We start from the raw sequence: 26132 nt of genomic DNA on the forward strand, positions 1-26132 counted from the left end.
TGACGAGGCTCGTCGAAGTTCCCCAGTGATGCTCACTGAATTTCCCCACCTTGGGCGGTGGTCAGTGTAGGGGTTGGCGGGTGGCGGCTCGCAGGGTGCCCTGGCGGGCGTGGTGGTCGCGCAGCCGGTAGGAGTCGCCTTCGAGGTTGAGCACGACGGAGCGGTGCAGGAGCCGGTCGAGCATGGCTGCGGCGACGGTGCTGTCGCCTAGGACCTCGCCCCAGGATGCGACGCCGCGGTTGGTGGTGAGCACGATGGACGTCTTGAGGTAGCGCTGGGAGACGACCTGGAACAGCGCGGAGGCGGCCTCGCCGGGCAGCGGCAGGTAGCCCAGCTCGTCGATGATGAGCAGGGTTGGGCCGGCGAAGAAGCGCATGGTGGTGGCCCAGCGTCCTTCGATCGCGGCGCGGTGGCACCGGGCGGCCAGATCGGCGGCGGTGGTGAAGTAGGTGCGGTACCCGGCCTCGGCCGCGGCCCGGCCCAGGCCGACGGCCAGGTGCGTCTTGCCGACGCCGGGCGGGCCGATGAGCAGCACGTTGGTCGCCGACTCCAGGTACCGGCAGGTGGCCAGTTCGTCGATGAGCTTGCGGTCGACGTTCGGGGCGGCGTCGAAGTCGAAGTCGGCCAGGGTGGCCGGGGTGGGCAGTGAGGCGAACCGGAGCCGGCCGGCGAGCTTGCGGGCCTCGGTCGCCTCAACCTCGCGGGCGAGCAGGTGCTCCAACGTCGCGGTCATCGACCACCCCTGCTCGGCGGCGGTTGCCAGGACGGTGGGCAGGTGCTCGGCGGCGGCGTGCAGCTTCAACGCGGCCAGGTGGGAGCGCAGCTGCTGGTAGGTCGACGCCTGGCTGGTGATCATCGGCGCCGGCAGCGCCTCGGTCGTCGTCGCGGTCGTGGGTGTGGTGTTCATCGGGTCAGGGTGTTCCTTCCTCGGGCTGCTTTGTCGTAGGCGGACAGGTCGATGACCACGTCCGCGGTGGTGGCGGGCTCGGGTTGGTGGCGGGCGCGCAGCGCCTGCGCGGCTGCCTGGGCTGCGGGGCCGGGTGGGATGCGTTCCTTGCGCCGGTGCGGCACAGAGGCGTCGTGCCCGGCGAGGACGCGCGCCTCGAGCGCGGTGACGTGGGCGTGCTCGCGGACCATGACGCCAGCACCGTCGGGGGCGAGCTCGTGCCGGGCGATCACCGTCCCGGAGGTGGTGGCGATGTCGATGCGCGTGCTGCCCAGGCGCCAGGTGACGGTCACCTGGGCACGGGCGAGCTCGGGGGCGACGGAGTAGAAGTTGCCGCGCCAGGCCACCAGCGCCTGCGCCGAGACGACCCTCTCCTCGGTGATCGACGCGGGGAACGGGACGGTCGGGACCGGGGCCAGCGGTTCCTTGGCGGCGAGGGTGAGCACGGAGGCCTTCCCGTCGGGGCCGCCGGGCCGCATGCGGGCATCGCCACGGGTGGTGCAGAACTTGTCCAACGACGCCTGCGCCTGCTCCACGGTGACCTCGTCGGCCAGGGTGCGCCACCAGCGTTGGGCGGCGGTGTGGTTGGCCTTCTCCACCACGCCCTTGCGGTTGCCGCGCCGCGGCGGGCAGATCTCCACACCGACGCCGTAGTGCTTGGCCACCGCGGCGAACGACGCGGACACACGCCCGGTGGCCGGGTGGCACACGGTGGCCATCCGGTCGAACCGCCACGAGCGCGTGAGCCCGCCGAGCGCTCTGGTCACGCGGTCGAGGGCGCCGATGAGGTGAGCCTGGTCCATCGAAGGGCACAGCACGCCGCGCCACCGGCCGGAGTGGGCCAGGGCACCGACGAGCAGGAACGCCTTGGTGCCCCAGCCCCAGTGCTCGGGCGGGTCCGGCAGCTCGACCCAGTCCCACTGGGTCTCCTCACCCGGTGGGTGCTCGATCACCGCCGCCGGGCGGCCCTTCGTGCCGGCGCACGGTTCGCAGTGCGGGCGCAGCCCGCGGGTGCGGACCTGCCGGGTGAAGGTGGAGTAGGCCTTGTCGTACCCCAGCTCGACGACCTCGTCGTACAGGGTCATCGCCCACAGGTGCGGGTCCTCGGCCAGCCGGGCGCGGACGTAGTCCACGAACGGCTCGAACGGGTCCTGCCCCGCCGGCTTGCGGACGCCCGCGGCCCGGTCTCCGCGCAGGTAGGCGCGGATGGTCTTACGGTCCCGACCCAGATGCCGGGCGATCGCTGAGATCGTCCAGCCCTGCCGGGCCAACGCGTGAACTTCGATGTCTTCCTCCCGTGACAGCATGGGACGAGGGGCTCCTTCGAGTAGGCGTGTGGTCAGAGACCGCCATCATCGAAGGAGCCCCGCCCGTCCCCGGATGGGGCCACAGGGTGGGGAATTTCAGTGAGCAGAACTGGGGAGATTCACCTGAGCGCCGTCACGGCCGAGCAGCAGGATCTCCTCCCGCTCGGCCAGCGCCGAGGTGGCGGCGATCAGATCCGGATCCTGGTCGCCGGGGTCGAACCACTCACCAAGCATCTCGATGCGGCCGTCGAGGGTCATGTTCTGGGTGATCGCGAGTGTCCTCATGCAGGGTTCGACCGCTTCAGCGCCGTGAACTCATCGCCGCTTGACGTGGTGCGCCGGTGTCACCACGATGCCAGCCCCCACTTCAAGGAGGGGATCTAGACGATGCGCCCGCGCATCACCGCCACCCCCAAGATCGTCTCCCGCCAGGTCGACGGCGACGGGGGGACGGGATGGGCGAGTTGCAGATCGACTGAGCACACCTACCCACTTACAGGTATGAGGTGCCGGAGAGAACCAGCAGGCCGTCGGCACCCGAGCCCTCGCTGGCCCCAGCGCTCGGTCATGTGGTTCACGCTCGGCCTGCGCCGTCTCCCCCGTCCTGGCAGCGTGAGGACCCATGGACACCATCGCCTCTGCCCTGCTCGAGATCCTCACCCCCGAGGCGGGGTGGAGCGCGCAGCTCGTGGTCAGGGTGACGCTCAGCACTGTTCTGCTCTTCACCTTCATCCTGGTGCTGGCCAGGACGTTCGGGACGCGGACCTTCGCCTCGTTCACCTCCTACGACTTCCTCACCAACGTGGCTGCGGGGTCGCTGGTGGCCAGTGCGATCCTCGGCAGAAGCATCGTGGAGGCTTCGCTGGCTCTGCTCGTCCTGGTGCTCCTCCAGTTCGTCGTGTCCGGGGGGAGCGCCCGCTGGCGAGGAGCGCAGGACGCCGCCGACAACGACCCGGTGGTCCTCGTCGAGCGCGGCGTGATCCAGGAACGCGCCATGCGCAGAGCGCGGGTGTCGCGGGCCATCCTCGACCAGCACGTGCGGCAGGCCGGCCTCGACGACGTGGGCGGGGTGCGCCTCGCGGTGCTGGAGTCGGGCGGCTCGATCAGCGTGCTGACAGGGTGAGCACGCCTGGGCTCACTCGTCCAGGTAGGACTTCATCTCCGCGATCTCACGCTCCTGGGCCTCGATGATCTCCTGGGCCAGCTGCTGCACACGCGGGTCCTCCAGGTCGGCCCGCTCGCTGGTGAGGATCGCGATCGAGTGGTGCGGGATCATCGCGCGCATCCACGCGTCGTCGCCGACGGTCGCCTGGGACCGCACGAGGAGCAGCCCCGCCCCAAAGAGCACGACCGCGCCGGCCACGATCGCCAGGTTCTTGGCCCTGTCCTTGTACATGTGGATCATGAAGCCCAGCATGATGAGCATCATCGTGGCGGTCGACATCATCGTCATGAAGAACCTCGTCCAGCTCCAGTAGGCGTGGCTCCAGGAGTAGGTGTTGAGGTACATCACGACATACATGACGACCGCCGCCGAGAGGATCATGGCGAAGAAGCGCAGGTAGGAGCCGTGCTTGCCGTGGCCCTTGTCCCCGTCGTGCTGCGCGTGATCCTGCTGGTGGTGGGGCTCGGTGCCGTGGTCGTGGTCGTCATCGCGATCGTGGGCCGGGCCGGGGGTGGGGTGGGACATCATCGGGCCTTCCGTCAGGGGTGGAGGGACGCTGCCGACGCTACACCCGGGCGTCGGCCCCCGCCCTGCGAATGCGCCGTCACCAAGATCCAGGCCCGAGACTCAGGGAACGCAGGTTACTCTCCCCTTGCGCCGCGGGTCGGCCGGCCGTGGGTGACGACCCGGTGGACTGGCCGATCGCGGCGCGGCGACTGGGCCTGGCACCGCATACCTGATATGCCAGAGGCCAACCCGACCCAGACCGAAGGACTCGACGATGAGCACTCCGACCACGCAGGACCGATCCTCCGGCGGCGGCGCCCGGTTCATGCGCCCGCTCAACACCCTCGTGGAGCGGTTCATCCCCTCCGCCCTGGTCTTCGCGATCGTCCTGACTGTGGTGGTGATGGCCGGCGCGCTGATCCTGACCGACTCCGGCCCCGGCGACATCGTCAAGGCCTGGGGCGACGGGCTCTCGGGACTGCTGGCCTTCATGACCCAGATGGCCCTGATCCTGCTGCTGGGCTACATCCTGGCCAATACCGGCCCCGTGCGTGCCGGGCTGCGTCGGCTGGCCGCCATCCCCAGCGGCCGGGTGATGCCCTACGTCTTCGTCGCGCTCGTCACCTGCATCGCGGCCCTCTTCACCTGGGGCCTCGGCCTGGTGGTGGGCGCGCTGCTGGCCAAGGAGGTGGCCGCGCAGGGCCGTCGCCGCGGCGAGCCCCGGCACTTCCCGCTGCTGGTCGCAGCCGGCTACACCGGGATGGTCGTGTGGCACATGGGCTACTCCGGGTCGGCCCCCCTCGTGGCCGCGACGCCCGACAGCTTCGTCGCCGAGCAGCTGGGCACCCCCTTGTCCATCACCCAGACGACGTTCTCCGCGTGGAACATGATCACTGCGCTGGTGGCCGTGATCGTCGTCGCGGCGACCATCGCGATGATGGCTCCCAAGAGCCCCGCCTCGGTCATCGAGATGCCCGAGCACCAGATGGCCGAGGACGAGATCGTCTACGACGTGGACACCCCTGCGGACCGGCTCGACGCCTCCCGCCTGGTCACCCTGATCCCCGGCCTGCTGCTCCTGGCCTATCTCTTCCTGCACTTCCGTGACGGCGGCGCTGTCACGCTCGACATCGTCAACTGGTCCTTCCTGACCCTGTGCCTGCTGATGGTGCGCAATCCCTTCGAGATCATCGAGCTCACCAAGCGCGCCGCCTCCAACGTCGGTGAGATCCTCCTCCAGTTCCCGCTCTACGCCGGAATCATGGGCATCATGGGCGGCACCGGCCTCATCACGATCCTGTCCGAGTCGATCGTGGCGGTGGCCTCCCCTGCGACCTTTGGCGTCCTCGCCTTCCTGTCCGCCGGCCTGGTGAACTTCTTCGTCCCGTCCGGAGGCGGCCAGGTCGCCGTGCAGGGGCCGGTCCTGCTGCAGGCCGCCGAGACCTTGGGAGTCGACCCCGAGGTCGCGATCATGGCGCTGTCCTACGGCGACCAGTGGACCAACATGATCCAGCCCTTCTGGGCCCTGCCGCTGCTGGCGATCGCCAAGCTGAAGATCCGCGACATCCTCGGCTACACCGTCATGGTGATGCTGACCACGGGTGTCGTCTTTGTGGGCGCGATGCTGCTGCTGGGCACCGGCGTGTGACCACCGGGGCGAGCCCGAGGTCCGGGCTCCGCCTCCCTCACCTCAGGTCTCCAGATCCCCGGTCTCCAGCATCTTGACCATCACCAGCGCCAGGTCGTGCCCCAGCGGGGTGGGCACCAGCCGCTCCCGGTCCTCGACGATGGCACCGAGGTCGATGAGGAACGCGACGGCCCAGCGGATGCCCTCGTCGCTCTGCTCACGGTTCGGATAGGCGCTGGCCTCGCCGAAGATGGTGTTGCGCGGGTTGGTCCACCAGGCGTCGGCCAGCTCCTCGCGGGTGGTCCACTCGGCATCGTCCATGGCCAGCGGCAGCAGCACGAAGATGATCTCCGGCAGGTCCCATCGCGGCCGCTGCTGGATCAGCACCGTGGCGGCCATGTGCAGTACGAGCGGCACCAGTTCCTCGGCGTCCTGCGGCAGCTCCGGCAGACCCACGGCCTTGCGGCCGCGCACCTCGACGAGCCGCCCGGCCATCGCCGCCAGCCACAGCTGGTCTAGCTCGGGGATGTCCATCGCGCTGCGGCGCCACCGCTCGTCGAGCTGCTCGCCCTCGATCTCGGCGCGCCGTGCCGGGTCGGCCATCGCCGCCGCCCGCTCGGCGGCGGGCATGCCCCATACCCCCCGACAGGTCCCCACCAACCCCAGCTCGCGGTATGCCGCTCGAGCCACCTGGGGTCGGAGCACCTCCTTGGCAGTCGTCTCCTTGCCCTCGCCGATCCACCGGGCCAGCTCGAGGGCACGGCGCAGGAAGGGCGCCGACCTCGCGTAGGGCGCCGACGCCGCCGGGTCGGACATCATGATCCGCTCGTCGCGCTGCACCTCCTGCCCCGCGGCAGACAGGAGGAGCTGCTCGGCTCCGAAGGGCGCGGGTCCCGACCCGCGGGGTGAACGCTCCAGCCGTTCGTCGATCGACTGCGCGTTCCACGCCGTGACGATCCGGTCGAGCATCTGCTGCAGCTCCTCGGCAGATCCGGCGCTCGTCGCGTCGAGGCCGAGCTCCTTGCCGAAGGCGAGCAGCTGCCGGTTGATGCCCTGCGCCTGGGGGTCGTCGTAGCGCTCCCCCATCCGCGGAACGGCGCGACGGAACTCCAGCGCGAGCCGTTTCGGCGGCGCCGACTCGAAGGCCATCTGACCGTGGCCGCGCAGATAGCGCCACAGCGTCTCCAGGGTGGTGCCCATCGCCTCCGGGTCCGGCTCGCGGCTGCCGTGGCCGGGCCAGCGCACCAGCAGGAGGTGCTCCACGCTGCCGGCCGGCCACACGCCCGGCGCCAGCCCGTCGTGGGTCTCGCGCAGCCTCACCATCTCCTCGAGCAGGTCATCGTCCAGCGTCAACTTCTTGCGATCAGCCCACGCGCGGACACGTTCCACCAGCTGGAGGTAGTCGGTCGGTTCGTTCACCTGCCCATCCTCCCAGGCCGGGGCGAGGGGACGGCAAGAGCCTTTCGACGGCCATCGTCGCGCCCTGCTCGCACGCGACGAGGCTGCCGTGGCGGCGGCCCGGCTAGATTCGGACCATGAGCAGACGCCGAGCTGACAAGAACGCGCGCCGGCAGCGGCGTCGGGCGGGAGCCGGAGGGCGACACCTCCACGCTGTCGGTGGCACGGCGGGCGAGCGCTCCGTCGGGCCGGGCCTCCCGCCGCCCAGCCGCACCATCCCGCCGGAGCTGGACGGGCCGGGCTCGCTGGTCGAGGCGGTGCGCGCGGCGGCGTCCTCACCCGAGCCGCTCGACCTGATCTCCCTCGCGAGCACCATCCACGTCACCGGCGACGCCAGGCTGCAGGACCCGTTCTCCCGGGAGGAGCCGAGCGCCCCGACCGAGGAGCTCGTCGAGGCGCTGATGAGCATCCCCGCCTGGGAGACGCAGCTCCTGTGCCGCGTGATGGCGCACCTCAGCCCCGACGACGCGCTGCGGCGACGGGTCCGCCGGAGGCAGCCCCGCCACATACCTGGTCCGGCGTGGGTGGACGACCTCGAGGCGCTCGCGCCGGTGCGTGCCGCACTCCTCAGCGACCCCCTAGGTGACGGGGAGAACGTCGCCCTCGAGCTGGCCATGCCCGGTGGCGGGACCAGCGTGCTGGTGGTGCTCGTCGACCACAACGCGGGCAGCTGGGTCAAGGACGCCTTCACCGTCCCGGTGGGCCTGGAGGGCTACTCGGGGCACATGCAGAGCATCGATCTCGGGACGTGGCTGTCGATCTCGCCCCTCCACCTGGCCGAGGCAGGCCGCATCCTCGACGCCGCCGTGCAGCACGCCCTCATGATGGTGCCGCGGCCGGACGGCGACACCTGGCCGGCGACGCTCACCCTGCTCGAGCACGTCCTGTCGCAGCTGCCGGCGGCACCGGCGGAGGCCGAAGCCCCGCTGGCCGAGGAGGACTTCGAGGCGTGGGCCGCCGAGGCGGACGCGCGGCGCGACAGCCTGCTCGCCAACTTCGTGGCCAGCGATCACTGGGCCTGGGCGAAGGACGGCGCCGAGCTGGACGTGGCGGACCTGCTGCTGTGGATCCACGACTCTTTCTTCGGCAACGACGGCATCCAACGGGTGTCTCCCACCACCGTCGAGATCGTGATGCTCGACCTGTGGCCGCGCAAGGCCGTTGCGATCGGCGAGCGCAGCCGGGAGCTGTTGCCCGACGTGCTGCGCGGCTGGATCCGGCACATCCACAGCGTCACCGGGATCCCCGACGAGCTCACCCAGGACACCCTCGACGCGGTGGATCTCCACGAGCCGGAGCTGAGGGAGCTGCTCGCGGGTGAGCCGCCGCCGGGGGTCGCCGAGACGATGGCGCGCCTCCTGGCCGGAAGTGGGCTCGGGGACGGCAGCCCTTGGTTGGCAGAGCGCTTCAGCGACCCGGCCATCCTCGAGGACCTCGATGACGACCCCCTGCCCGACGAGCCAAGGTCGTTGCCGGAGGACCTGCCCGACCGGGTCCGCGACCACCTCGAGGCCGCGCTGGAGCTCGCCGAGCCGGTCGCGATGGAGGTCGGTGGCACCGAGGCCCGCACCGCGCTGCGGCGGATGACCAGGAAGCTCTGCGAGGCCGACCCGAGGTTGTTCTCACGGGCCAAGGTCGTGGGGCGGACGGCCGGGGCCCTCCTGTGGGTGATGACGGGCATCAACGAGCTCGCCGGCTATCGCGGCGAGATGTCAGTCGGTGACCTGCTCGAGCGGGTCGGCGTCAGCGGCACCGTCGCCGACCGCGGCAACCTGCTCCTGCACAGCCTCGGCTGGCGCGACCGCGACGATGCGAGCTACCGGGTGCTCCACCCCGAGCTCACCGTCAGCTCCAAGCGAGCCGGCGTCATCCGGGCCCGCGACTGGAGCCTAGACGATGGGACGGGTGACCGGCCAAGTGCGACGGTAGATGCATCAGTCCGCCAGGGTAGACTTCTACCATGAGCCTGAACATCAAGAATCCACGCACCCACGAGCTGGTGCGGCAGCTGGCTCAGCAGACCGGCCAGAGCCAGACCTCGGCCGTGGAGGACGCTGTCCGCCGCCGCCTCGACGAGCTCGCCAGGGAGCGGGGCGGTGCCGGGTCTGCCGCCAAGGCCCGCATCGACCTGGTGACCGGCATCTGTGCGGCCTACGCGGCTGATCTGCGGCCGGAGGACCGCGAGCGCATCCTCAACGCCGATGAGTGGCTCTACGACGAGCACGGACTCCCCCGGTGATCCTCGACACCTCAGCCCTCGTCGCGATCCTGCTCCGCGAGCCGGAGGGCGAGGGCCTCCTTGCCGCAGCCGCAGCCAGCGACGACCTGCAGCTCAGCGCGGGCACGGCTCTCGAGGCCTCGATCGTCCTGGACAGCCGGCACGCCCCTCAGCAGCAGCGCCGCCTCGACGACCTCCTGGCCGCGCTGGAGGTCCGCGTCGTCCCCTTCGACGAGGAGCAGTGGGCGATCGCGCGCGCCGCCTACCGGGACTTCGGAAAGGGCAGCGGCCACCCCGCGAAGCTGAACATGGGTGACTGCTATGCCTACGCGCTGCATCGCCAGACCGGCCTGCCACTCCTCTTCGTGGGTCAGGACTTTTCTCTCGCCGGAGTGGCCAGCGCGGTGCGCTGAGACCCCCTCGCGAGTCGACCCGTGCCCCACTTTTCGTGGGTTTCCAGGGAAAACGCCGCGAAAGGACGTGCACGTGCTGGCGGCGGAGGACGTGGGGTCCGGGGCTGGGTGGGCCGCCCTTCCGGGACGGCGTGCTCCTGGGCTGTGTCCGCTGGGCTGACCCTTTGGCGCGTTCACGACCGGGCGGATCGCGGTCAGGACCGGGCGGATGCCTCGTCCTGGGTGAAGTCAGGGTTGTGCGGCTGGTGAAGTCAGGGTTGTGCTGCGAGATCCACGTTTTCGACGTGGATTTCCCCGCACAACCCTGACTTCACATGACCCTGCCGGTGGTGATGGCGGAGCCGTGTCGGCGGTGAGGGCGGAGCGTTCCTCAGGCCGACGATGGAGAGGGCGGCTCGGCGGGCGCCCCCTCGGGAGACAGTCGCCGCCGCTCGGCCTCGGTGACCGTGTCCCCCGGAAACAGCCGCTGCCGCTCGGCCTCGATGACCTGCCGCGCCAGGTCCGCCTCGCTGATGTCGTAGGCCTCCGGGGCGGCCTGCGCGGTCTCGCTCACCCGGGCGTAGCGGCCGAAGATCTCGGTCTTGCCGGCCAGCAGCTCGACCAGACGCTCGTCGACGCTGTCCTCGGCCAGGAGGCGGTGCACCTGGACCGACTCGAGCTGCCCCATCCGCCGGGCCCGGGCGATCGCCTGCCACTCCGTGGTCGGCTTGAGCTGGGGCTCGCAGATCACCACGACCGAGGCGGCCTGGATGTTGAGCCCGACGCCACCGGCCTGGATCTGCGCGACCAGCGCCGCCCCGTGCGGCGCGGCGCTGAACTCGTCGACCACCAGCTGCCGCTCCGCCGCCGGCACCGACCCGGTCAGCGGCCCGAAGATCGGGGAGTCGTCCGCCGCCCGCAGGGCCTCTACCACCCGGTCCAGCACGTCGCGGAAGTAGGAGAAGACCAGCACCCGCCGACCGTTCTCCTCCGCCTCCTGCACGATCTCGACCAGCCGCTCCAGCTTGGCGGACCCGACCACGGACCCCGGCCCCTCGCCGATGTCGCCGGTGCCCGTGCCGGTGCCGGTCCCCGTGCCGATCCCGGCGACGAACGCCGCCCGACGCATCGCCATGAAGTTCCCCTCCGCGACGGCGTCCCGATAGGCCTGCTCATCCGCCGCGGACAGCTCGATCCACTCCTCGACCTCGACCAGGTCGGGCAGCTCGACGAGCACGTCCTCGGTGTTGCGCCGCAGATAGACCGGCGCCACGGCACTGCGGAACTCCGCCGGCCCCAGCTCCCTGCCCGCGATCAGCTCGGGGTCCAGATAGTCCACGAGCACCGCGAACTCCCCCGTCCGGTTCTCCAACGGCGTCCCGGTCAGCAGCACGACCTGCCCGGTGCGTCGGGCCAGGGCGGCCACGCTCTGGGACCGCTTGGCCCACGGGTTCTTCACGTAGTGCGCCTCGTCCACGACCAGCGCGTCCAGCTCGAACCCGGCCAGCCCCTCGCCCAGGGTCCGCAGCGTCGAGTAGGTCGTCACCGCCACCCCGCCCTCGCGCCGCCACGCCTCCAGAGCCTCCTCCCGCAGCGCCCCGTGCAACCGCCGCGACGGCAGGGTCGTGCGCCGGTCGATCTCGCGCACCCAGTTGCTGACCACGGCCGCTGGGCACACGACGAGGAACCACCGCGAGCCCTCCGCGGCCAGGTGCGCCAGCACCGCCAACGCCTCGATCGTCTTGCCCAGCCCCATCTCGTCCCCCAGCAGCACCTTGCGCTGGACGAGGGCGAAGCGCGCGGCGAAGCTCTGGTAGCCGCGCAGCGACACGGTGAGGTGCGTGGCATCCAGCTCCTGCGCCCGGACCGCCTCGATGAGGTCCTCGGGCAGGTCGCCGGCGACACCGGTCTCCTCGATCAGCCCCAGCTCGGACAGCAGCGCCAGGTAGTCGGTCGGCCGGGCCACGAAGTCGTCCCACGGGTCAGCCCGCCCCGCCTCGTCGAGGGAGCCCCGCAGCTCGGCCGCCCGCTCGAGCAACGGGCCGGCCACCTCGCGCAGCAGCTGCCCCGGCGAGCCCGGCCCGACGACCGCGACGTGCGTCGTCGCCGGCCCGATCCGTGAGGTGAGCGGCTGCAGTGCCTGGGCCATCCCGACGACATCCGTCGCCTTCGCGCCCTGCCGCACGACCTCCCAGGTATGCAGTGCCGCCAGCAGCTCCGCCCCCTCACCGCTCCTGCGGTGCGGGTCGAGCTCCACCTTGGCGTCCTCCCGAGCCATCCGGTGCAGGCTTGCGGCCGCACCGAGCATCCGCAGACCAGTGACCTCCCCGACGCCGGGGATCGCCCGGATCCGCTCGCCCCAGGTGAGCACGTCCTGGACGGTGCGCAGTCCGGCCTCGGTCAGGGCGCCGACCCGCAACCGCTCGCGCGTGGCCTCGCGGAGGCGGTCGAGCGGCATACCCTCCAGGAGCCTGGTGGCCTCGGCCGAGCGGACGGCCTCCGCCGCGTCGAGCACCCGCTGGCGTGCCCGTTGCTCGTCGGTGATCAGGCCCGCGAGCAGCCCGACCGCGGCAGGCAGGCCGGCGAGGTCGGAGACCGGCACGAGGTCACCCGACGGGCTGATCAGCCGCAGGTGGTCGCCGAGCGCCACCCGCCCGCCGAAGATCTGCTCGACCGGGACGGGCAGGGCGGGCTCGCGCGTCTGCCCCCGCAGCTGGCCCAGGAGCTGGGCGGTGATGTCGTCGCCCCACCGGGCGTTGCCGGCGATCAACCGACGCGCGGCGCCCTCCGCGTCCTCCCGCCCACGGCGGCCCAGGAACAGGCTGCGCAGCAGGCCGAGGCGGCGCGCCGAGGCGATGTCGCGGGGCACCTGCTCGGCGAGGTCGCGCAGGAGGGCGTCCTGGTCGGCAGAGAGCGGCAGCAGCGTCGCCGCGGCCGTCAGGTGACCCAGCCGGTCGTCGTCCCCGGTGCCGAGCGGGACCGCCTGGAGATGCGGCATACCCGGAAGATGCAGGTCCGCGAGCCGCGCGCGCAGCACCGAGGCGGCTTCCGCGGCGGCGGCGTGGGTGGCCGCCCGGTGGGCATGGACCTCCCGCGCCCCGGGCACCAGCGCCTCGGCCGCCTCCAACGCCTCGCGCAGCCGCGCCCGGTCCGGTCCGTCCATGTCAGACCGACCCTAGTCGCCCCCACCCTCACACCCCCGCCCATCTAGTCTTGCGGGATGACCTGGGTGCGCCACCGACCGAAAGGCCTGGCCTGGACCGTGCTGTTCGCGCTGCTGCTGATCGTCGGGCAGGGATTGTGGCGCTACACCCGCGGTGGGGTTCCGCCCGAGCAGGACCTGCTTGGCCTGGTGCTGCGGGTGGTCGTGGTGGCGCTGCTGGTGGGGATCTACCTGCGCTCCGGGGGCAGCACCAGCGCCTCCCGCGACGGCCTGACCGTGCACGACGGCGTCCGCCAGCACCAGCTCCCCGCCGCCGACGTGAGCAAGGTCGAGGAGGATCCCGCCCGCAACGGCGCCGTCGCGGTCCTGCGCAACGGTCGGCGCGTCGAGCTGCCGGGCGTGGCCGGATCCCAGGTCAAGGAAGTCCGCCGCGCCCTCCGCGGACGCTGAGGTCCAGGAAGCACGCAGCGATGGCCACACTCCCCCACCTCGACGACCGCGAGCGCCGCCACCGCCTGGCGGTCCGGCACGCGATCCACCCCGCCCACCGCCTCGGCACGGCCCTGGACGCCGCGCGGGCGATGACGGTCCTGCACGCCACCGAGGCCTCGACGGTCCACCTGTCGGTGCACGCCCGCACGGGGCTGGCGGGCCCGGCAGACGTCGACCGCGAGCTCTACGAGGAACGCTCGATCGTCAAGCAGCTGGCGATGCGCCGCACGCTCTTCGCCTTCCCGCGCGAGCTGCTGCCTGCTGCGCTGGGCAGCGCCTCGGCACGCGTCGCGACCGAGCAGCGCCGGCTGCTGGCCAAGGACGTCCAGGCCCACGGGATCGCCGAGGACGGAGCAGCCTGGCTCGCGACCGCGGCCGCCGCCGTGCTCGACCGGCTCGCCGACGGCACCCCTCGCACCGCGCGCCAGCTGCGCGAGGAGCTGCCCGAGCTGGAGGGGCGCATGAGCTACGGCGCGGGGACGAAGTGGTCCGGCACGACGAGCATCGGCCCGCGCGTCCTGACCACCCTCGGCGCCGAAGGCCTGCTCACCCGCGCCCACAACGAGGGGCACTGGCGCACGACCCGGCCCACGTGGACGCTCATGCGCACCTGGCTCGGCGAGCGGCCCGACCCGCTGCCGCAGGAGGTCGGCTATGCCGCTCTCGTCACCTCCTGGCTGCACACCTACGGCCCCGGCACCACCGAGGACATCCAGTGGTGGCTGGGCTCGACCAAGACGGCCGTGCGGGCCGCGCTGGCCGACGTCGGTGCCGTCGAGGTCTCGCTGGAGCGGGGCCGGACCGGCTGGGCCCTGGCCGACGACCTCGAGCCGACGCCCACCGTCGAGCCGTGGGCCGCTCTGCTGCCGACGCTGGACCCGACGACGATGGGCTGGAAGGAGCGCGAGTTCTATCTGGACCCGGCCAGGCGGCCCTACCTCTTCGACACCAACGGCAACGGCGGGACGACCGCGTGGTGGGACGGTCAGATCGTGGGCGCGTGGCTGCAGGATCCCGACGGGGTCGTCGAGGTCGTCCTCGTGCCCGGCGCCGATCCCGGCGACGAGGCGCGGGCCGCGCTCCAGGTCCAGGCCGACCGGCTCACGGCCTGGCTCGACGGGGCGATCATCACCAACGTCTACAAGTCGGCGTTGATGAAGGGCCAGCCCCTGCCCTGACGGGCGGCAGACCGTGTCGACGGTGGGGAGCGGACCGTGTCGCCGGTGGGGAGCAGACCGTGTCGACGCTCCGGGAAGGGGTGCGGTCAGCGCCCCATCGTGTCCAGCGCGGCCGCCAGACGCTCGATGGTGCCGTCGACGTCGTCCAGCTTGTCCAGGCCGAAGAGGCCGAGGCGCACGGTCGACCACTCCTCGCCCTCGCCGCAGAACAGCGGCACGCCGGCGGCGACCTGGAGGCCGACCTCCTTGAAGGCGGCACCGGTCTGGATCGAGGGGTCGTCGGCGTGCACGACCACGACGGTCGGCGAGGCGTAGTCCGGCGCGGCCACCGAGGCGAACCCGCGCTCGGCGAGCAGCGCGCGCACGGCCGTGCCCAGGTCCTCCTGGGACTTGCGCAGGGTGTCCAGGCCGCGCTCGACGGTCTCGCGGGCGATCTCGGTGTTGTGCAGGATCGCGTCGGTGGGCAGCGTCGCGCGGTAGGGCGCCTTGCCCTCGACATAGGCCTCGCTGACGTCGAGCCAGGCGGCCAGGTCGAGCGCGAAGCTGGTCGAGGTCCCGGCCCGCACGGCCTCCAGCCCGGCGTCCCCGAGCATCACGTAGCCGGTGCTCGGGCTGCCGCTCCAGCCCTTCTGCGGCGCGCTGACCAGGATGTCGATGCCCAGCTCGGCCATGTCGACCCACAGCGGCCCGGAGGCGACGCAGTCGAGGACGAAGATGCCACCGGCGGCGTGCGTGGCCTCGGCCACCGCGCGCAGGTAGTCGTCCGGCAGGACCATCCCGGAGGCGGTCTCCACGTGCGGGGCGAAGACGACCTCGGGGCGCACCTGCTCGATCCGGGCGGTGACCTCCTCGATCGGCGCCGGCACCCACGCGGACTGCGGCGAGTCGTCGACCGGCCGCGCCTGCAGCACGGTCACGTCCTGCGTGACGCGCCCCGCCTCCACGATCTGGGTCCAGCGGTAGGAGAACAGCCCGTTGCGCAGGATCATCACACGCTTGTCGGTGGCGACCTGGCGCGCGACCGACTCCATCGCGTAGGACCCGCCACCCGGCACCAGCGCCACCGACCGCGCGCCGTAGGTGCTGCGCAGGATCTCCAGGAGCTCCTGCATCACGCCGACGAAGCGCTGGGACATGTGGTTGAGGGAGCGGTCGGTGAAGACCACGGAGTACTCGAGGAGGCCGTCAGGGTCGATCTCGGGGCGGGGCAGCTGCATGCCTCCAACTGTCCCACAGCCACCTCCTGTCGACGGTATGCGGTGCCAGGCACCTTCGTGCGCCCGAGGCGAAGGTCTGGCGCACCTTTGATACAAACAAGCACATGTCCTCCGCCGCACCGCCCGTCCTGCACCGGTTGCTCGCTCTGGCCCTCGTCCTGCTCCTGGCGGGATCTTCAACGGTGGCGGCGGCAGCGGCGGACACAGCGGCGGGCACGGCAGAGGACACGGCGGGCGATGGGGCGGTGTGGCCTGACACGATGGCCACCGTGCCGGACCGCACGGTCTCGGTCGAGAGGTCGCCGGTGGGTGCAGCCGCGATCGCCTACACCGTCGGCACGACCGAGGGCCCCAGGCCCGGCGGCACGCCGCTCGTCCTGGCCGCGAGCGAGGACGTCTACCGGACGGTTGACGAGGCGGCGGCGCGAAGCACCTCGGCCGACCGGGGCCGGCCCGCCCCGATGCTGCTGTCCCCCGACGGCCGCACCCTCGCCGTCGGCGCCCGGCACCGCAACGGCACGATCGCCCTGATCGACCTGGGCACCGGCGAGAAGCGGGAGGCCTCGCTGTCCTACGTGACCTCCGGCATCCCGGTCGCCTTCGACCCGCAGGGCCGCTGGCTGTGGGTGATGGCCCGGGCCGCCGCGCCGAACGACTCCGGCAGCACCACCTTCGACGACTGGGAGTGGCAGCGGGTCGACCTCGAGGACGCCACCGCGATCCGGGTGCACTCGTTCGACCGGGCCATGGGGCTGACCGTCGTGCCCAACGGCGAGGAGGTCCTGGTCAAGGCTAGCCAGTCCCAGGCGCAGCGCTTCTCGACGGAGACGCTGGAGAAGGTGGGTGACCCCATCTCCCTCTCCGGGGACCTGGGGGCCGCCGCGGTGAGCCCGGACGGTGAGCGCGTCGTGACCAGCGGCCGGGACACGGTGCGGATCACCTCGCTGACCGACCCCGACGCCGAGCCGGAGCGGATCGAGGTCGAAGGTGACCTGGCCGTGCACTCCTGGCTCGACGACGAGACGGTCCTGGTCACGTCGACGGCCGAGGACGGCACCTGGCGGCTCGACGAGCTCGACCTCGCGACCCGCGCCATCACCCCGGTCACCACGCTCACGCCCGAGGACGGGCAGACCGTCCTGGAGGCCTCGATCGCGACCGACCTGTCCACCCCGGTCCAGACGCGCGAGGCCGGTGACCCCGACTACGGCGCCTCCGGCTGGCTCCCGTGGACGGTCGGCGGCCTGGCGCTGGCGGCGCTGGCCGGTCTGGCGTTCGTCCTGCGCCGCGTCAGACGGCGCGGCGCTGCGGCGGCCGCCCGTGGGTGACCAGATGCCCGGACGAGCGCCAACTGGCCATCTCCATCACGGCCAGGGCTGAGGTCTTCATCACCGCGCCCTCGCCCGAGAGCAGCTCGAGCAGCTCCTCGCAGGCGGGGTTGTGCCCGACCAGCACGACCGTCTGCTCCTCGCCCAGCGACCGCACCAGGGCCAGCAGGTCGAGCCCGTCGAAGGTGTAGGCAGCCTCCTCGACCCGCACCGGCGGCGAGGAGCTCAGCTGCGCGGAGGCCCGCTCCCAGGCGTCGGCGGCGCGGCGGGCGGGTGAGACGACGGCCAGGTCGATCCGGCCGATGTTGTGCTCGAGCCAGCGACCGGCCTCGCCGGCCTGCCTGCAGCCACGCTCGTTCAGCGGGCGCTCACGGTCGGAGACGGGCTGGGACCAGTCCGACTTGCCGTGCCGCATGAGGATCAGGGTGCGCGGGGCCATACCCCAGTCTCCACCAACCGCACGCATCACGCGCCCACCAGGGCCGTGCGACATCAGCCACACCTTTCACTCGGGGTTCACCGGCCCCACGATCGGGACCGCAGGTGGAAGGTATCTCACCGCCGTCGGCTGCTCGGCCGGCCCCCTCCGACCGCCGGCCGAGACAGCCGCCGAGGGGGTGCATACCCTCCGGAGCCGGGCGTGGAGCCGTGAGCGCCGCTGCTCCGAGGTGCTCGTGCCATGTTAGGCGGGCAGGGTCAGGTGCGGGTATGCGGAAGGTCAAGATTTGGTCAGACCCCACCTCCGGGACGCTGGTCTACGCTTCCGTCATGCACCGGATCTTCACGACCAGCGTCGCCTCGGTCTACCCGCACTACGTGACCAAGGTCGAGAAGAAGGGCCGCACCACCGCCGAGCTGCACCAGGTCATCGAGTGGCTCACCGGCTTCGACGAGGCGGAGCTGGACCGGCACCTGGAGCAGGGGACGACCTTCGAGGACTTCTTCGCCGACGCCACGATCAACCCGGGCGCCTCGCTGATCACCGGCTCGGTCTGCGGGGTGAAGGTGCAGGAGGTCAAGGACCCGCTGATGCAGCAGATCCGCTACCTGGACAAGCTCGTCGACGAGCTCGCCAAGGGTCGGCCGATGGAGAAGGTGCTGCGCTCCTGACCTCCAGGTCGGACTCGCAGGAGCCGGCCGCGGCTAGAAGAGCTCCAGCAGGCCGCGCACGAGGGCGATCGCCCCGCCCAGACCGGCCAGCGCCAGGGCCACCTGGCCGGCGACGACACCGCTGACCCTGCGCGCCACCAGCGCGCCCACCCCGATGCCGACCAGGACGGCCACCAGGGCCGCGGGGAGCAGCCACACCGGCGGGAGCTCGGCGCGCACCGAGTCCATCGTCAGCTTGGCCACGACGGATGAGATCCCCATCGTCAGGAAGACCGGTTGCACGGTCGCGGCGAACGACCGGTGCTCCCACCGGGTCAGCTGGGCGTTGATCACCATCGGGGGTGCGCCGACGCCGGCCACTGTGTTGAGCGCCCCGCCCAACAGCCCGGACGCCGGCCCGATCCACGGCCGGTCGTAGTGCGGCAGCCGTCCCAGCCACGCCACCAGCACGATGGTCCCGATCGCGAGGAGCACCAGCCCGCCGACCAGCACCTGCAGCCACGCCAGCGAGACTTCGCCGACGACCCACGCCCCCAGGAACGCCCCGGGCAGCACGAAGGCGATGATCCACAGCGCCCTGCGCCACTCGATGTGCCGGCGCATCGCCCAGGTCAGCAGCACGCAGGACATGGCCGTGGTGATATTCGTAATGAGCACCCCGCTGGCCGGCCCGATGATCAGGGTCAGCATCGGCGCTAGCACCAGCCCGGCCCCGGTCCCGGACACCCGCTGCAGCCCGACCCCGACGAAGACCGCCAACAGCACCAGGGCGGCGGCGGTCAGGGACAGGGTCACCGGCCCATCAAAGCAGGCAGCGGCGGGCCGGCGGCCGCGGGGTCAGACAGCCGGCCCGAGCCCGTGGCGACGGCGAAGGACGAGCCGGGAGACCGCATACGCCGCCCCGAAGAGACCGGCACCCACGCCCGCCGCGGTCACCAGGTAGCGCCGGTGCGACCAGTGCCGCAGGAACGGCTTGTCGCGCAGGTAGTAGTAGTTGCCGCCGGTGCGCCGGTTGGTCGCCTCGGCCACGCCCAGGTAGGCGACGAACGCCGCGAACGCCTTGACCGCCCCGGCGCGCGTGGGCACCCAGCCGTCGACGATGCACGCGTAGATGGGCAGGAGCACCGTCATGACGTGGTTGACCGCGAAGTTCCACCCCGCCATCGTGTCGGCGGTGGCGATGTCGAGCGGCACCAGCAGGCTCGGGTAGGCGTAGAGGCCCAGGTAGAAGAGCAGCTGCATGGAGTCGTCGTTCTCGGTCAGCAGCCACGCCAGCCCGAGCAGGGTCGAGATGCGGCAGATATGCAGCGGCAGGGCCTCGTCCCAGCTGTCGCCGCGGGCCAGGTGCCAGCCGTAGAGCGTGGTCTGCTGCACCACGATCGTGCCGGTCAGGATCCGGTCCATCAGCTCGCGCCGCCGCCGCACCCAGTCGCGCTTGCTGACCAGCAGGACCAGCAGGGTCAGGTAGAAGGTCAGGTAGGCGCGGTGGTCGGGCCCGCCCAGCTCGAGGATGGGCGGGTCGAGGTCGAGGATGCTCCGGGCGCGGGCGGGGACCGATCGGGTATGCGGTGCCACGGGCGATCCGGTCGCGTCACCGTGGCGGGTCGTCACGGGGGGAGGATACTGGAGGCATGAGCCGTGAGCCGCTGACCGACGACCGCCTCGACGCGCTCGAGGCGGGGCGAGACATCCGTGACCCTAAGAGCGAGCGCCGGTTGGGCGAGGCTTTCGTCCAGCTGAGCCGCGACCCTCACGCGGAGGACGTCTACGGGGTGGCGGACATGCTGATCTGCGCGGCCGAGTGCTTTGAGCACGCCGGTGACCTCGACCGCGGGCTGGAGCTGCTTGAGCAGGCCTGGGCCGCCGGCGACAACATCGTCCAGCCCGACCCGCGCGCCGAGACCGTCGCCCTGCTCATGAAGGCCGGCCGCCGCGACGAGGCGATGGTCAGGGCCAACGAGCTGCGCAGGGCCGACAGTGCCGAGCTAGACACCTACCTGCGAATGGCCGAGATCATGGAGGAGGCGCAGGAGGACCGGCAGGCCCTGGCGTGGATCACCCGCGGGATCCTGGTGGCCGAGCAGTTCGGGATCGAGGACAGCTTCGAGGGCCAGTCGCTCTACGTCGTCCGCCTCCGGATGCGCGACGGCATGGGGATGCCGCGCGACGACGACGACCGATGGGCCGAGCAGATCCTCGAGGAGCGGCGAGCCAACCCGGACTGGCTCGGCGACTGACGCGCCGCCTCGCCGAGGCTCTCCCAGCACCTTCTTGTGCTAGCCCCCCTGATCCATCCGACCTCAAGAACACGAAGGCGCTGGCAGTCACGCGCGACCACGTCGGGGTCACCGGTTTCGACGGAGATGAAGGCGATGCCCCAGCCGTTGACCGCCAGCACGCAGTCCGCTCCGCCGGTCATGGCCCGGACCGGGCCGTCACGCGTGCCGGGGGTCGGCGCCCAAGCGCCACCCCAACGGGAGCCTGAGCCATGAGGACCTGCTCCCCAACCAACCGCATCCAGGTCAGTGGTCCCATGCTCAGGAGTGTCCTCCTGGGCCACTATGGCTATAGTGCGGACGATTGATTCTCCGGCCTTCGTGGTGGGCTACCGGCCGCACAAGGACGACGAGGGGCCGCTGGAGCTGGCCTGCCAGTTGGCTCGCGCCTACGGCTCCCCCGTCGAGGCGCTGACCGTCGTGCCGCAGGGCTGGCCGACCGCCGTCGCCGGGGACACCGACCGCGAGTTCCGCCGCTGGGCGGTCGAGGAGGGGCAGGCGTGCGCGGTGGAGGCGCTGGAGCGGCTGGCCGCCCACCCCGACGTCGAGGCCACCGCGAGCTGGGTGAGCGCGCGCTCCGTGCCGCAGGCCCTGCTCGACCGGGTGGACGCCCTCGACGCCGGTCTCGTCGTGGTCGGCTCCGGGGAGGAGGTGGCGACCGGACAGGTCGCCGTCACGTCCAAGACCGACCGACTGCTGCACTCCTCCCCCGTCCCGGTCGCGATCGCCCCGCGCGGCTACCGCGCCGGCGAAGCTGCCACGGTCACGAGGGCGACCGTCGCCTTCCGCGGCGACGACACCACCTGGAACCTGCTCGACCGCGTCGCCGGCATCGTGCGCGAGACCCAGTCGTCCATCCGGGTCGTCACCTTCGCCATCCGCCGCGGCGGCATGTATACCTCCGGCGTCCCCCGCGCGGAGGACCCGGTGCTGCGGTCCTGGGTCGCCCGCGCCGAGGAGGAGCAGGCCCGGGCCCGCGACCACCTCACCGAGCAAGGCTTCACCGACGACGAGGTCGAGTGCCTGACCGTGGTGGCGGGCAGCTGGGGCGGCGCCATGGACCGGCTGGACTGGGGACGTGGCGACCTCCTCGTCCTCGGCTCGAGCTCCAGCCACCGCCTCGCCCAGGTCTTCCTCGGCTCCAGCGCCGCCAAGATCCTGCGCCACTCCCCCGTGCCGGTCATCGTCGTGCCGGGGTTGACAGCAGTTTGACACCGGAAGGTCTGGCCCGTGCGACCAGCCTTCGCCGTGATCGTCCCGTGAGCGAAAGGGCCCCTCCGAGGATCTCACCACGACCGGCCGACGCTCGGGCCAGACCCGGGGCGTGGCCGTGGCCTACCTCGAGGACGGGCCCGACCTGGTGCTCATGGCGATGAACCGCTGGCAGCCCGGCAACCGTGACCCGGACGGTGGCCCGGCTCTGTCAGACGGGACCTGCCCCTCGCGTGAGTGCTCGAAGCGCACCGGCCCGCCACCACGCCGCCACCACAGCGTCCCCAGCCGTGCCTGCGTTGGCAGGAATGCGACGCCGTGTCGAGAGGGGCTCGCGCTCCTCCGCACTCGGCTCGGGCCTCGCGCTCTTCCTGATCGGGACGTATGCGGCAGCCTGGCGGGCCGTCGACGCCCGCCTCCACCTGCGGCTGGGTGCCGCGGCTGCTTCTCCTCCTGGCCGCCGTCGGCGGTCCGCTCCACCCGCTGGTCGGGCTCGCCCTCACCGCGGCCGTGCTGGTGGCCCTGGACCGGGTCGAGCCGGGGCGCGGCGCACCCCGGGAGGAGGAGCTCAGCGCCCGCTGATCGGCTGCCCCACCCAGGTCGAATGCGCGCAGGTGGCCGATGATGGGGCATGCCCGAGCACACGTACGACGACGACCAGCTCGCAGCAGCTGCAGCCCGCCTCCGCGAGGAGCGCGCGACCCTGCTCGCCAGCGTTGCCGGGATGGCCGAGGATATGACCAAGCTGTTCGACGCCTCCCGCGACTCCAACGCCGACGACGAGCACGACCCCGAGGGACAGACCATCGCCTTCGAGCGCGCCCAGCTCGCCGCGCTCACCGACCGGGCGAGGGAGCAGCTGACCGAGATCGACGCCGCACTGGGCCGCGTCGCCGACGGAAGCTACGGCCTCTGCGAGGTCGGCGGCGAGCCGATCCCGGCCGCGCGCCTTGAGGCCCGACCGACCGCCCGCACCTGCGTCGAGCACGCCACCAGCCGTCCACCCCGGCGCTGAGCCCCCCGCCGGCCTTTACCGTCGTGGCTCCTCGTGCCGCTCCGCCCCCAGAGACACGAAGCGCATGACAACCGTTTCTGCGGCCAGCCTCACTGGAAAGCGTTGCGCCGGGTGTCGACCACCCACCCACCGGTGTCTCAACCGTGGGAGGCCCGGGCGACGACGTCCGGGGTAGCGGACTCGACGTTGATGGCCGCGACGCTCCACTCGTTGACGGCCAGACCAGTCCCTTCGGCACCGGCACCGTCAGATCGCCCAGCGGGCCGAGGGGCATCTTCAAGTCCCGCCTGCCGAGCGGGACCGCGTCCAGTCAGGACCGGTAGGCCTAGCAGACGGCCGAGTCGCTCATCGGCGAGGCCGGATGGCACATGACCGGCAGCAGCCGGGGTCGAGCTGGAACAGGCTGCACTCGGGCGCCAGCTTGCCGTGGTGCACGATGCCCGCCTTGTAGGGGTGCTCGTAACTGCCGGTGTAGAGCCGAAGACGGCTCAGGTAGGGGCATCCGTCCACAGCTGGTCCCGTCGCCCCGGGTGGTCGATCCAGTTGGAGTGGGAGTAGAAGTCCTGCAGCGGGTGCAACGCGGTGCCCACGATGTGCCTGGCCATCGCGACCCGCTCCGGCAAAGGTGCGTCCATCCGCGCCGCCCACACCACCCCGGCGAGCATCCCGCCGCGGTAGCGGTTCCACATCAGCTCGATCTGCCAGGCATCGGTGAGGTCGTCGAAGTGGATGTCGATGAGCGTGGGCTTGAGGGACATCGAAGCCTTGACCCGGCCCAGGCCACGACGCCCTCATCGCCAACCTGGACACCATCGCCGCCCAGGAGCCGGACCTGCTGATGGTCGCCGGCGACCTGGCGCAGGGCTCGGGCTACCAACCCGGGTGGGACGAGTTCTGGCGGCACTTCGCCGGCGAGTTCGGCGACATCGCCTCCACCGTCCCGATCGTCACCGCCCTGGGCAACTGGGAGACCTACGCCGGCATCAGCGGCGGCTACGGCACCGCGGCCGACCGCACTCCCCCGGTCGTCGCGCGCAACCGCTACCACGACTACATGGTCACCCCCGGCGACGCGGACAACCCGCAGTTCAAGGACTCCTACTACCGGATCGACCACGGCCCGGTGACCGTCCTGACCCTGGACTCCACCAACGGCCTACCCGACGAGGACACCCGCACCGGTCTGCTCTCCGGCGACGACACCAACCTGACCCCCGAGCGGATGTCGACCGACACCCAGGGCGAGTTCACCGCCGAGCAGTACGACACCGCATACCGGAGCGTCTTCGGCACCGACGAGACCGACCTGCCGGGCTTCACCCCCGGTGAGGCGCAGTGGCGCTGGGCGCAGGAGCAGCTGGCCGACGCCCGCGCCGCCGGGCAGATGATCATCGTGCAGTTCCACCACGCCGCCTATTCCAACGGCGTCCACGGCACCCCGCCCAACCACGAGCACCCCGACAACCAGTCCGGCGTCGCGATGCGTGCCTACACCCCGATGTTCGAGGAGTACGGCGTCGCCGCGGTCATCAGCGGCCACGACGAGATGTTCGAGCGGTCCTTCGTCGACAGCGACGGGGACGGCATCGGCGTGCAGATCTATGACGTGGGCGTGGCCGCCGACGGTCTGCGCGGCGAGCAGCTCTACCAGACCGAGGACGGCACGTATGCGCCGATCCGCTTCAACACCCACTCGGAGTGGATGGCCGCCAAGGACGCCCCCGAGCTGTGGGAACTCGACGCCAACGGCAACCCCCAGCTGGTCGACGGCGGCCTGCACTACGGCCACCTGCAGATGGACCTCACCCGCACCCGCTGCGGGACCGAGCTGACGCTCACGCCCGTCTACCTCTTCCCGCTCATGGATTCCGAGTATGGGGTGACCGGCACCGAGCGGCGGGTCTACGACGACGTGGTGACGCTCGACCTGGACGCACGGGGCAAGGTCGTCACCGACAACGCGTGCAAGGGCAACCCGCGGAAGACCAGCTGACCCTCGGCGACGCTACCGACCCTCCGACCACAGCGCCGTGCGCGCCAGCAGCACGGCCCGGCCGGGGTGCGGACCCCCGCCCTGGTCGAGCAAGCGCTCTCCCGCGGCGTGCTGCAGGACGAACCACACCGGCCACACCCAGCGGGAAGCGTGGTGGCGATCCACGCCGAAAGGCGTGGTGCTCAGGCCGCAGCCGGTCAGCATCTGCGCGACCGCCTCGGCGTGGCCGAGGTCGGGTCGCCCCGTCGTGACGGTCAGCAGGGCGAGGAGGGCCTTGGCCGACCGGACGTGCTCGTTGCGGTCGTCCAGGAGGCGCGCGGCGACGGCCGCGGCATACTCCTCGTCGGTGGTCAGCGAGCGGGCGAGCCTGGTCGCCAGCAGCCGCCCCTTGTGCTTGCGCAGCAAACCGGCCTCCTGGCAGACAGTGCGCAGCTCGGCCACCGGCAGCGTCTGGTCCTCCCGGTTGCCCTTGCCGATCCACTCCGCCTGCAGCCCCAGGTCGGTGTAGATCCGCTCAACGTAGGCCGGCTTCATCCAGCCCGCCGCGGTCAGCGGGATCCCCTCCTCGCCGGCGAGGTCGACGAAGTATCGGTAGGGGCGGGCGATGCCCGCCCAGTCCTCGGGCGTGGCCTCCTCCCGCTCGGCGCCGGCCCGACGGACCAGGTCGGCGAGCTCGGTCAGCACGGGCGGCAGCGCCAGATCGAGCAGCGGCTGCAGCGCGTCGGGCCAGGACACTTCGCCCCCGGACTGGTCCGACGCGGCCAGCCGCGCGAGCAGCTCGTCGGTGGTCAACCCCACGAGGGAGAGCCGCTCGTTGACCTGGTCGGTGGCGAAGGCGGTGGGGTCCCACTGCGGCCCGACCCAGTCCCGCTGCTCCTCCTCGAGGCCGCCCAGCCCGCCACCGGACCGGTAGGCCTGGACCAGCTCGTTGTGCCCCCACGGCCCCCCGCTGTCCTCCAGCGGGCCGGCCATCCGCCCGCCCGTGCAGACGGCGCGCGGCTGGTCGGGGTCGAGGGGGCCGGTCGACTCGACCTTGATCGTGTGGTGCCAGTCGTCACCGAAGTCGTAGGTGTAGAACAGCCGGTCGCCTGGCTTGCGGAGCAGCTGGTCGAGCTGCACCTCGGCCTCCAGCACCCCCTCCTCGCCCTCGGCCAGGTCCTGCTCGGTGAGGAACGAAGGCCCCTGCCAGATCCTCTTCTCCGGGCCCGGCCAGAACTTGTGCAGGTGGTAGTCCTCCCAGCCGAAGGCGGCCTGGAGGATCGCATGGACCTCGTCCAGGAGCAGGTCGCCGCGGAGCACCAGCCGGCGCCACACGGGCGGGGCGGTGTTGTCCACGTCGACCCGCACCGTGAGCGCGCACGTCTCCTCGGGCGGCTCCGGCAGGTCGGGCATCTTCGGGGTATGCGGTGCCGCAGCCCCCGGCAGTCCCCCACCGGTGATCTGGGTCAGCACGGTCTGCAGGTCCTGGGGGGACAGTCCCTGCACCCACTCGCGCATCTGGGCGATCCGGTCGTCGTCAGCCACCCGA

The 26132-nt window shown here is 71.7% G+C and carries 25 protein-coding genes and 1 pseudogene; 14 read left to right on the plus strand and 12 right to left on the minus strand.

The genetic code is table 11. The features are described from left to right. Positions 1-61: 61 nt before the first annotated feature. The 3 genes from istB to ACTMMA_RS14040 all read right to left on the minus strand — a co-directional run bounded on the left by istB (position 62) and on the right by ACTMMA_RS14040 (position 2538). Entirely contained in the window at positions 62-907 is an 846-nt protein-coding gene (gene istB, locus ACTMMA_RS14030; protein ID WP_441188763.1) for an IS21-like element helper ATPase IstB, read from the minus strand. Beyond that, positions 904-2253, minus strand: a complete 1350-nt coding sequence (locus ACTMMA_RS14035) for a Mu transposase domain-containing protein (RefSeq protein ID WP_441188762.1) — start codon at positions 2251-2253, stop codon at positions 904-906. The genes istB and ACTMMA_RS14035 overlap by 4 nt, the downstream gene beginning before the upstream one ends. Before the next feature lie 96 nt (positions 2254-2349). After that, complete coding sequence (locus ACTMMA_RS14040; protein ID WP_441190752.1) at positions 2350-2538, minus strand: hypothetical protein; 189 nt, start codon at positions 2536-2538, stop codon at positions 2350-2352. Between the two features lie 337 nt (positions 2539-2875). On the opposite strand from ACTMMA_RS14040, the gene ACTMMA_RS14045 reads away from it, so the two are divergent. Beyond that, the gene (locus ACTMMA_RS14045; protein ID WP_441190753.1) at positions 2876-3376 is read left to right on the plus strand and encodes a DUF421 domain-containing protein; all 501 of its coding nucleotides are present in this window, start codon (positions 2876-2878) and stop codon (positions 3374-3376) included. Positions 3377-3388: 12 nt separating this feature from the next. Here ACTMMA_RS14045 and ACTMMA_RS14050 read toward each other — a convergent pair whose 3' ends face one another. Then, positions 3389-3943 (minus strand): DUF305 domain-containing protein, encoded by a 555-nt coding sequence (locus tag ACTMMA_RS14050; RefSeq protein ID WP_441190754.1) that lies wholly within the window; start codon positions 3941-3943, stop codon positions 3389-3391. Positions 3944-4199: 256 nt separating this feature from the next. Between ACTMMA_RS14050 and ACTMMA_RS14055 the strand changes: the two genes are divergently transcribed. Then, on the plus strand, positions 4200-5573 hold the full coding sequence (locus tag ACTMMA_RS14055; protein WP_441190755.1) for a short-chain fatty acid transporter: 1374 nt from the start codon (positions 4200-4202) through the stop codon (positions 5571-5573). Between the two features lie 42 nt (positions 5574-5615). Here ACTMMA_RS14055 and ACTMMA_RS14060 read toward each other — a convergent pair whose 3' ends face one another. Beyond that, positions 5616-6971, minus strand: a complete 1356-nt coding sequence (locus tag ACTMMA_RS14060; RefSeq protein ID WP_441190757.1) for a hypothetical protein — start codon at positions 6969-6971, stop codon at positions 5616-5618. A 116-nt stretch (positions 6972-7087) separates the two neighbouring features. On the opposite strand from ACTMMA_RS14060, the gene ACTMMA_RS14065 reads away from it, so the two are divergent. The 3 genes from ACTMMA_RS14065 to ACTMMA_RS14075 are packed head-to-tail and all read left to right on the plus strand — an operon-like array spanning position 7088 to position 9641. Next, complete coding sequence (locus ACTMMA_RS14065; protein WP_441190758.1) at positions 7088-8974, plus strand: hypothetical protein; 1887 nt, start codon at positions 7088-7090, stop codon at positions 8972-8974. Then, entirely contained in the window at positions 8971-9249 is a 279-nt protein-coding gene (locus tag ACTMMA_RS14070; RefSeq protein ID WP_441190759.1) for a type II toxin-antitoxin system VapB family antitoxin, read from the plus strand. Before ACTMMA_RS14065 ends, ACTMMA_RS14070 begins: the two co-directional genes overlap by 4 nt. Beyond that, positions 9246-9641: a type II toxin-antitoxin system VapC family toxin gene (locus ACTMMA_RS14075; RefSeq protein WP_441190760.1), complete on the plus strand. Its 396-nt coding sequence runs from the start codon at positions 9246-9248 to the stop codon at positions 9639-9641. The genes ACTMMA_RS14070 and ACTMMA_RS14075 overlap by 4 nt, the downstream gene beginning before the upstream one ends. Positions 9642-10011: 370 nt before the next feature. Here the strand turns inward: ACTMMA_RS14075 and ACTMMA_RS14080 are convergent, their stop codons facing one another. Beyond that, complete coding sequence (locus tag ACTMMA_RS14080; RefSeq protein WP_441190761.1) at positions 10012-12783, minus strand: DEAD/DEAH box helicase; 2772 nt, start codon at positions 12781-12783, stop codon at positions 10012-10014. 57 nt (positions 12784-12840) lie between these two features. Here ACTMMA_RS14080 and ACTMMA_RS14085 point away from each other — a divergent pair, with 57 nt between their 5' ends. Together ACTMMA_RS14085 and ACTMMA_RS14090 are read left to right on the plus strand one after the other, a co-directional pair. Next, positions 12841-13233, plus strand: a complete 393-nt coding sequence (locus ACTMMA_RS14085) for a PH domain-containing protein (RefSeq protein WP_441190763.1) — start codon at positions 12841-12843, stop codon at positions 13231-13233. Positions 13234-13253: 20 nt separating this feature from the next. Next, positions 13254-14453 carry a winged helix DNA-binding domain-containing protein gene (locus ACTMMA_RS14090; protein WP_441190765.1) on the plus strand — a complete coding sequence of 400 codons (1200 nt, stop codon included), beginning with the start codon at positions 13254-13256 and terminating at the stop codon, positions 14451-14453. An 86-nt stretch (positions 14454-14539) separates the two neighbouring features. On the opposite strand, the gene ACTMMA_RS14095 is transcribed toward ACTMMA_RS14090, so the two are convergent. Next, entirely contained in the window at positions 14540-15670 is a 1131-nt protein-coding gene (locus tag ACTMMA_RS14095) for an aminotransferase class V-fold PLP-dependent enzyme (RefSeq protein ID WP_441190766.1), read from the minus strand. Positions 15671-15774: 104 nt separating this feature from the next. Between ACTMMA_RS14095 and ACTMMA_RS14100 the strand changes: the two genes are divergently transcribed. After that, on the plus strand, positions 15775-16998 hold the full coding sequence (locus ACTMMA_RS14100; protein WP_441190768.1) for a WD40 repeat domain-containing protein: 1224 nt from the start codon (positions 15775-15777) through the stop codon (positions 16996-16998). On the opposite strand, the gene ACTMMA_RS14105 is transcribed toward ACTMMA_RS14100, so the two are convergent. After that, positions 16961-17437, minus strand: a complete 477-nt coding sequence (locus tag ACTMMA_RS14105; RefSeq protein ID WP_441190769.1) for a SixA phosphatase family protein — start codon at positions 17435-17437, stop codon at positions 16961-16963. The two genes, ACTMMA_RS14100 and ACTMMA_RS14105, sit on opposite strands and share 38 nt — an antisense overlap. Positions 17438-17766: 329 nt before the next feature. Between ACTMMA_RS14105 and ACTMMA_RS14110 the strand changes: the two genes are divergently transcribed. Continuing rightward, on the plus strand, positions 17767-18108 hold the full coding sequence (locus ACTMMA_RS14110; protein WP_441190771.1) for a DUF2200 domain-containing protein: 342 nt from the start codon (positions 17767-17769) through the stop codon (positions 18106-18108). A gap of 33 nt (positions 18109-18141) precedes the next feature. Here ACTMMA_RS14110 and ACTMMA_RS14115 read toward each other — a convergent pair whose 3' ends face one another. After that, positions 18142-18903, minus strand: a complete 762-nt coding sequence (locus ACTMMA_RS14115) for a TSUP family transporter (protein WP_441190773.1) — start codon at positions 18901-18903, stop codon at positions 18142-18144. Between the two features lie 42 nt (positions 18904-18945). Continuing rightward, positions 18946-19719, minus strand: a complete 774-nt coding sequence (locus ACTMMA_RS14120) for a TMEM164-related integral membrane acyltransferase (RefSeq protein WP_441190774.1) — start codon at positions 19717-19719, stop codon at positions 18946-18948. A 20-nt stretch (positions 19720-19739) separates the two neighbouring features. On the opposite strand from ACTMMA_RS14120, the gene ACTMMA_RS14125 reads away from it, so the two are divergent. From ACTMMA_RS14125 to ACTMMA_RS14140, 4 genes are all read left to right on the plus strand, one after another. Then, positions 19740-20345, plus strand: a complete 606-nt coding sequence (locus tag ACTMMA_RS14125) for a tetratricopeptide repeat protein (RefSeq protein WP_441190775.1) — start codon at positions 19740-19742, stop codon at positions 20343-20345. Positions 20346-20678: 333 nt separating this feature from the next. After that, positions 20679-21596 carry a universal stress protein gene (locus ACTMMA_RS14130; RefSeq protein ID WP_441190777.1) on the plus strand — a complete coding sequence of 306 codons (918 nt, stop codon included), beginning with the start codon at positions 20679-20681 and terminating at the stop codon, positions 21594-21596. A gap of 384 nt (positions 21597-21980) precedes the next feature. After that, positions 21981-22178 (plus strand): hypothetical protein, encoded by a 198-nt coding sequence (locus ACTMMA_RS14135; protein WP_441190779.1) that lies wholly within the window; start codon positions 21981-21983, stop codon positions 22176-22178. A gap of 49 nt (positions 22179-22227) precedes the next feature. Next, positions 22228-22611, plus strand: a complete 384-nt coding sequence (locus ACTMMA_RS14140; protein WP_441190780.1) for a TraR/DksA family transcriptional regulator — start codon at positions 22228-22230, stop codon at positions 22609-22611. A 488-nt stretch (positions 22612-23099) separates the two neighbouring features. On the opposite strand, the gene ACTMMA_RS14145 is transcribed toward ACTMMA_RS14140, so the two are convergent. Beyond that, positions 23100-23369 carry a hypothetical protein gene (locus ACTMMA_RS14145; protein ID WP_441190781.1) on the minus strand — a complete coding sequence of 90 codons (270 nt, stop codon included), beginning with the start codon at positions 23367-23369 and terminating at the stop codon, positions 23100-23102. A gap of 32 nt (positions 23370-23401) precedes the next feature. Between ACTMMA_RS14145 and ACTMMA_RS14150 the strand changes: the two are divergent. Beyond that, positions 23402-24604: pseudogene (locus tag ACTMMA_RS14150) on the plus strand (metallophosphoesterase family protein); the annotation flags it as partial. Positions 24605-24616: 12 nt separating this feature from the next. Here the strand turns inward: ACTMMA_RS14150 and ACTMMA_RS14155 are convergent. After that, positions 24617-26128: a plasmid pRiA4b ORF-3 family protein gene (locus ACTMMA_RS14155; protein WP_441190782.1), complete on the minus strand. Its 1512-nt coding sequence runs from the start codon at positions 26126-26128 to the stop codon at positions 24617-24619. Positions 26129-26132: the final 4 nt, after the last annotated feature.

Source organism: Ornithinimicrobium panacihumi (assembly GCF_052073805.1).
Classification (GTDB): domain Bacteria; phylum Actinomycetota; class Actinomycetes; order Actinomycetales; family Dermatophilaceae; genus Ornithinicoccus; species Ornithinicoccus panacihumi.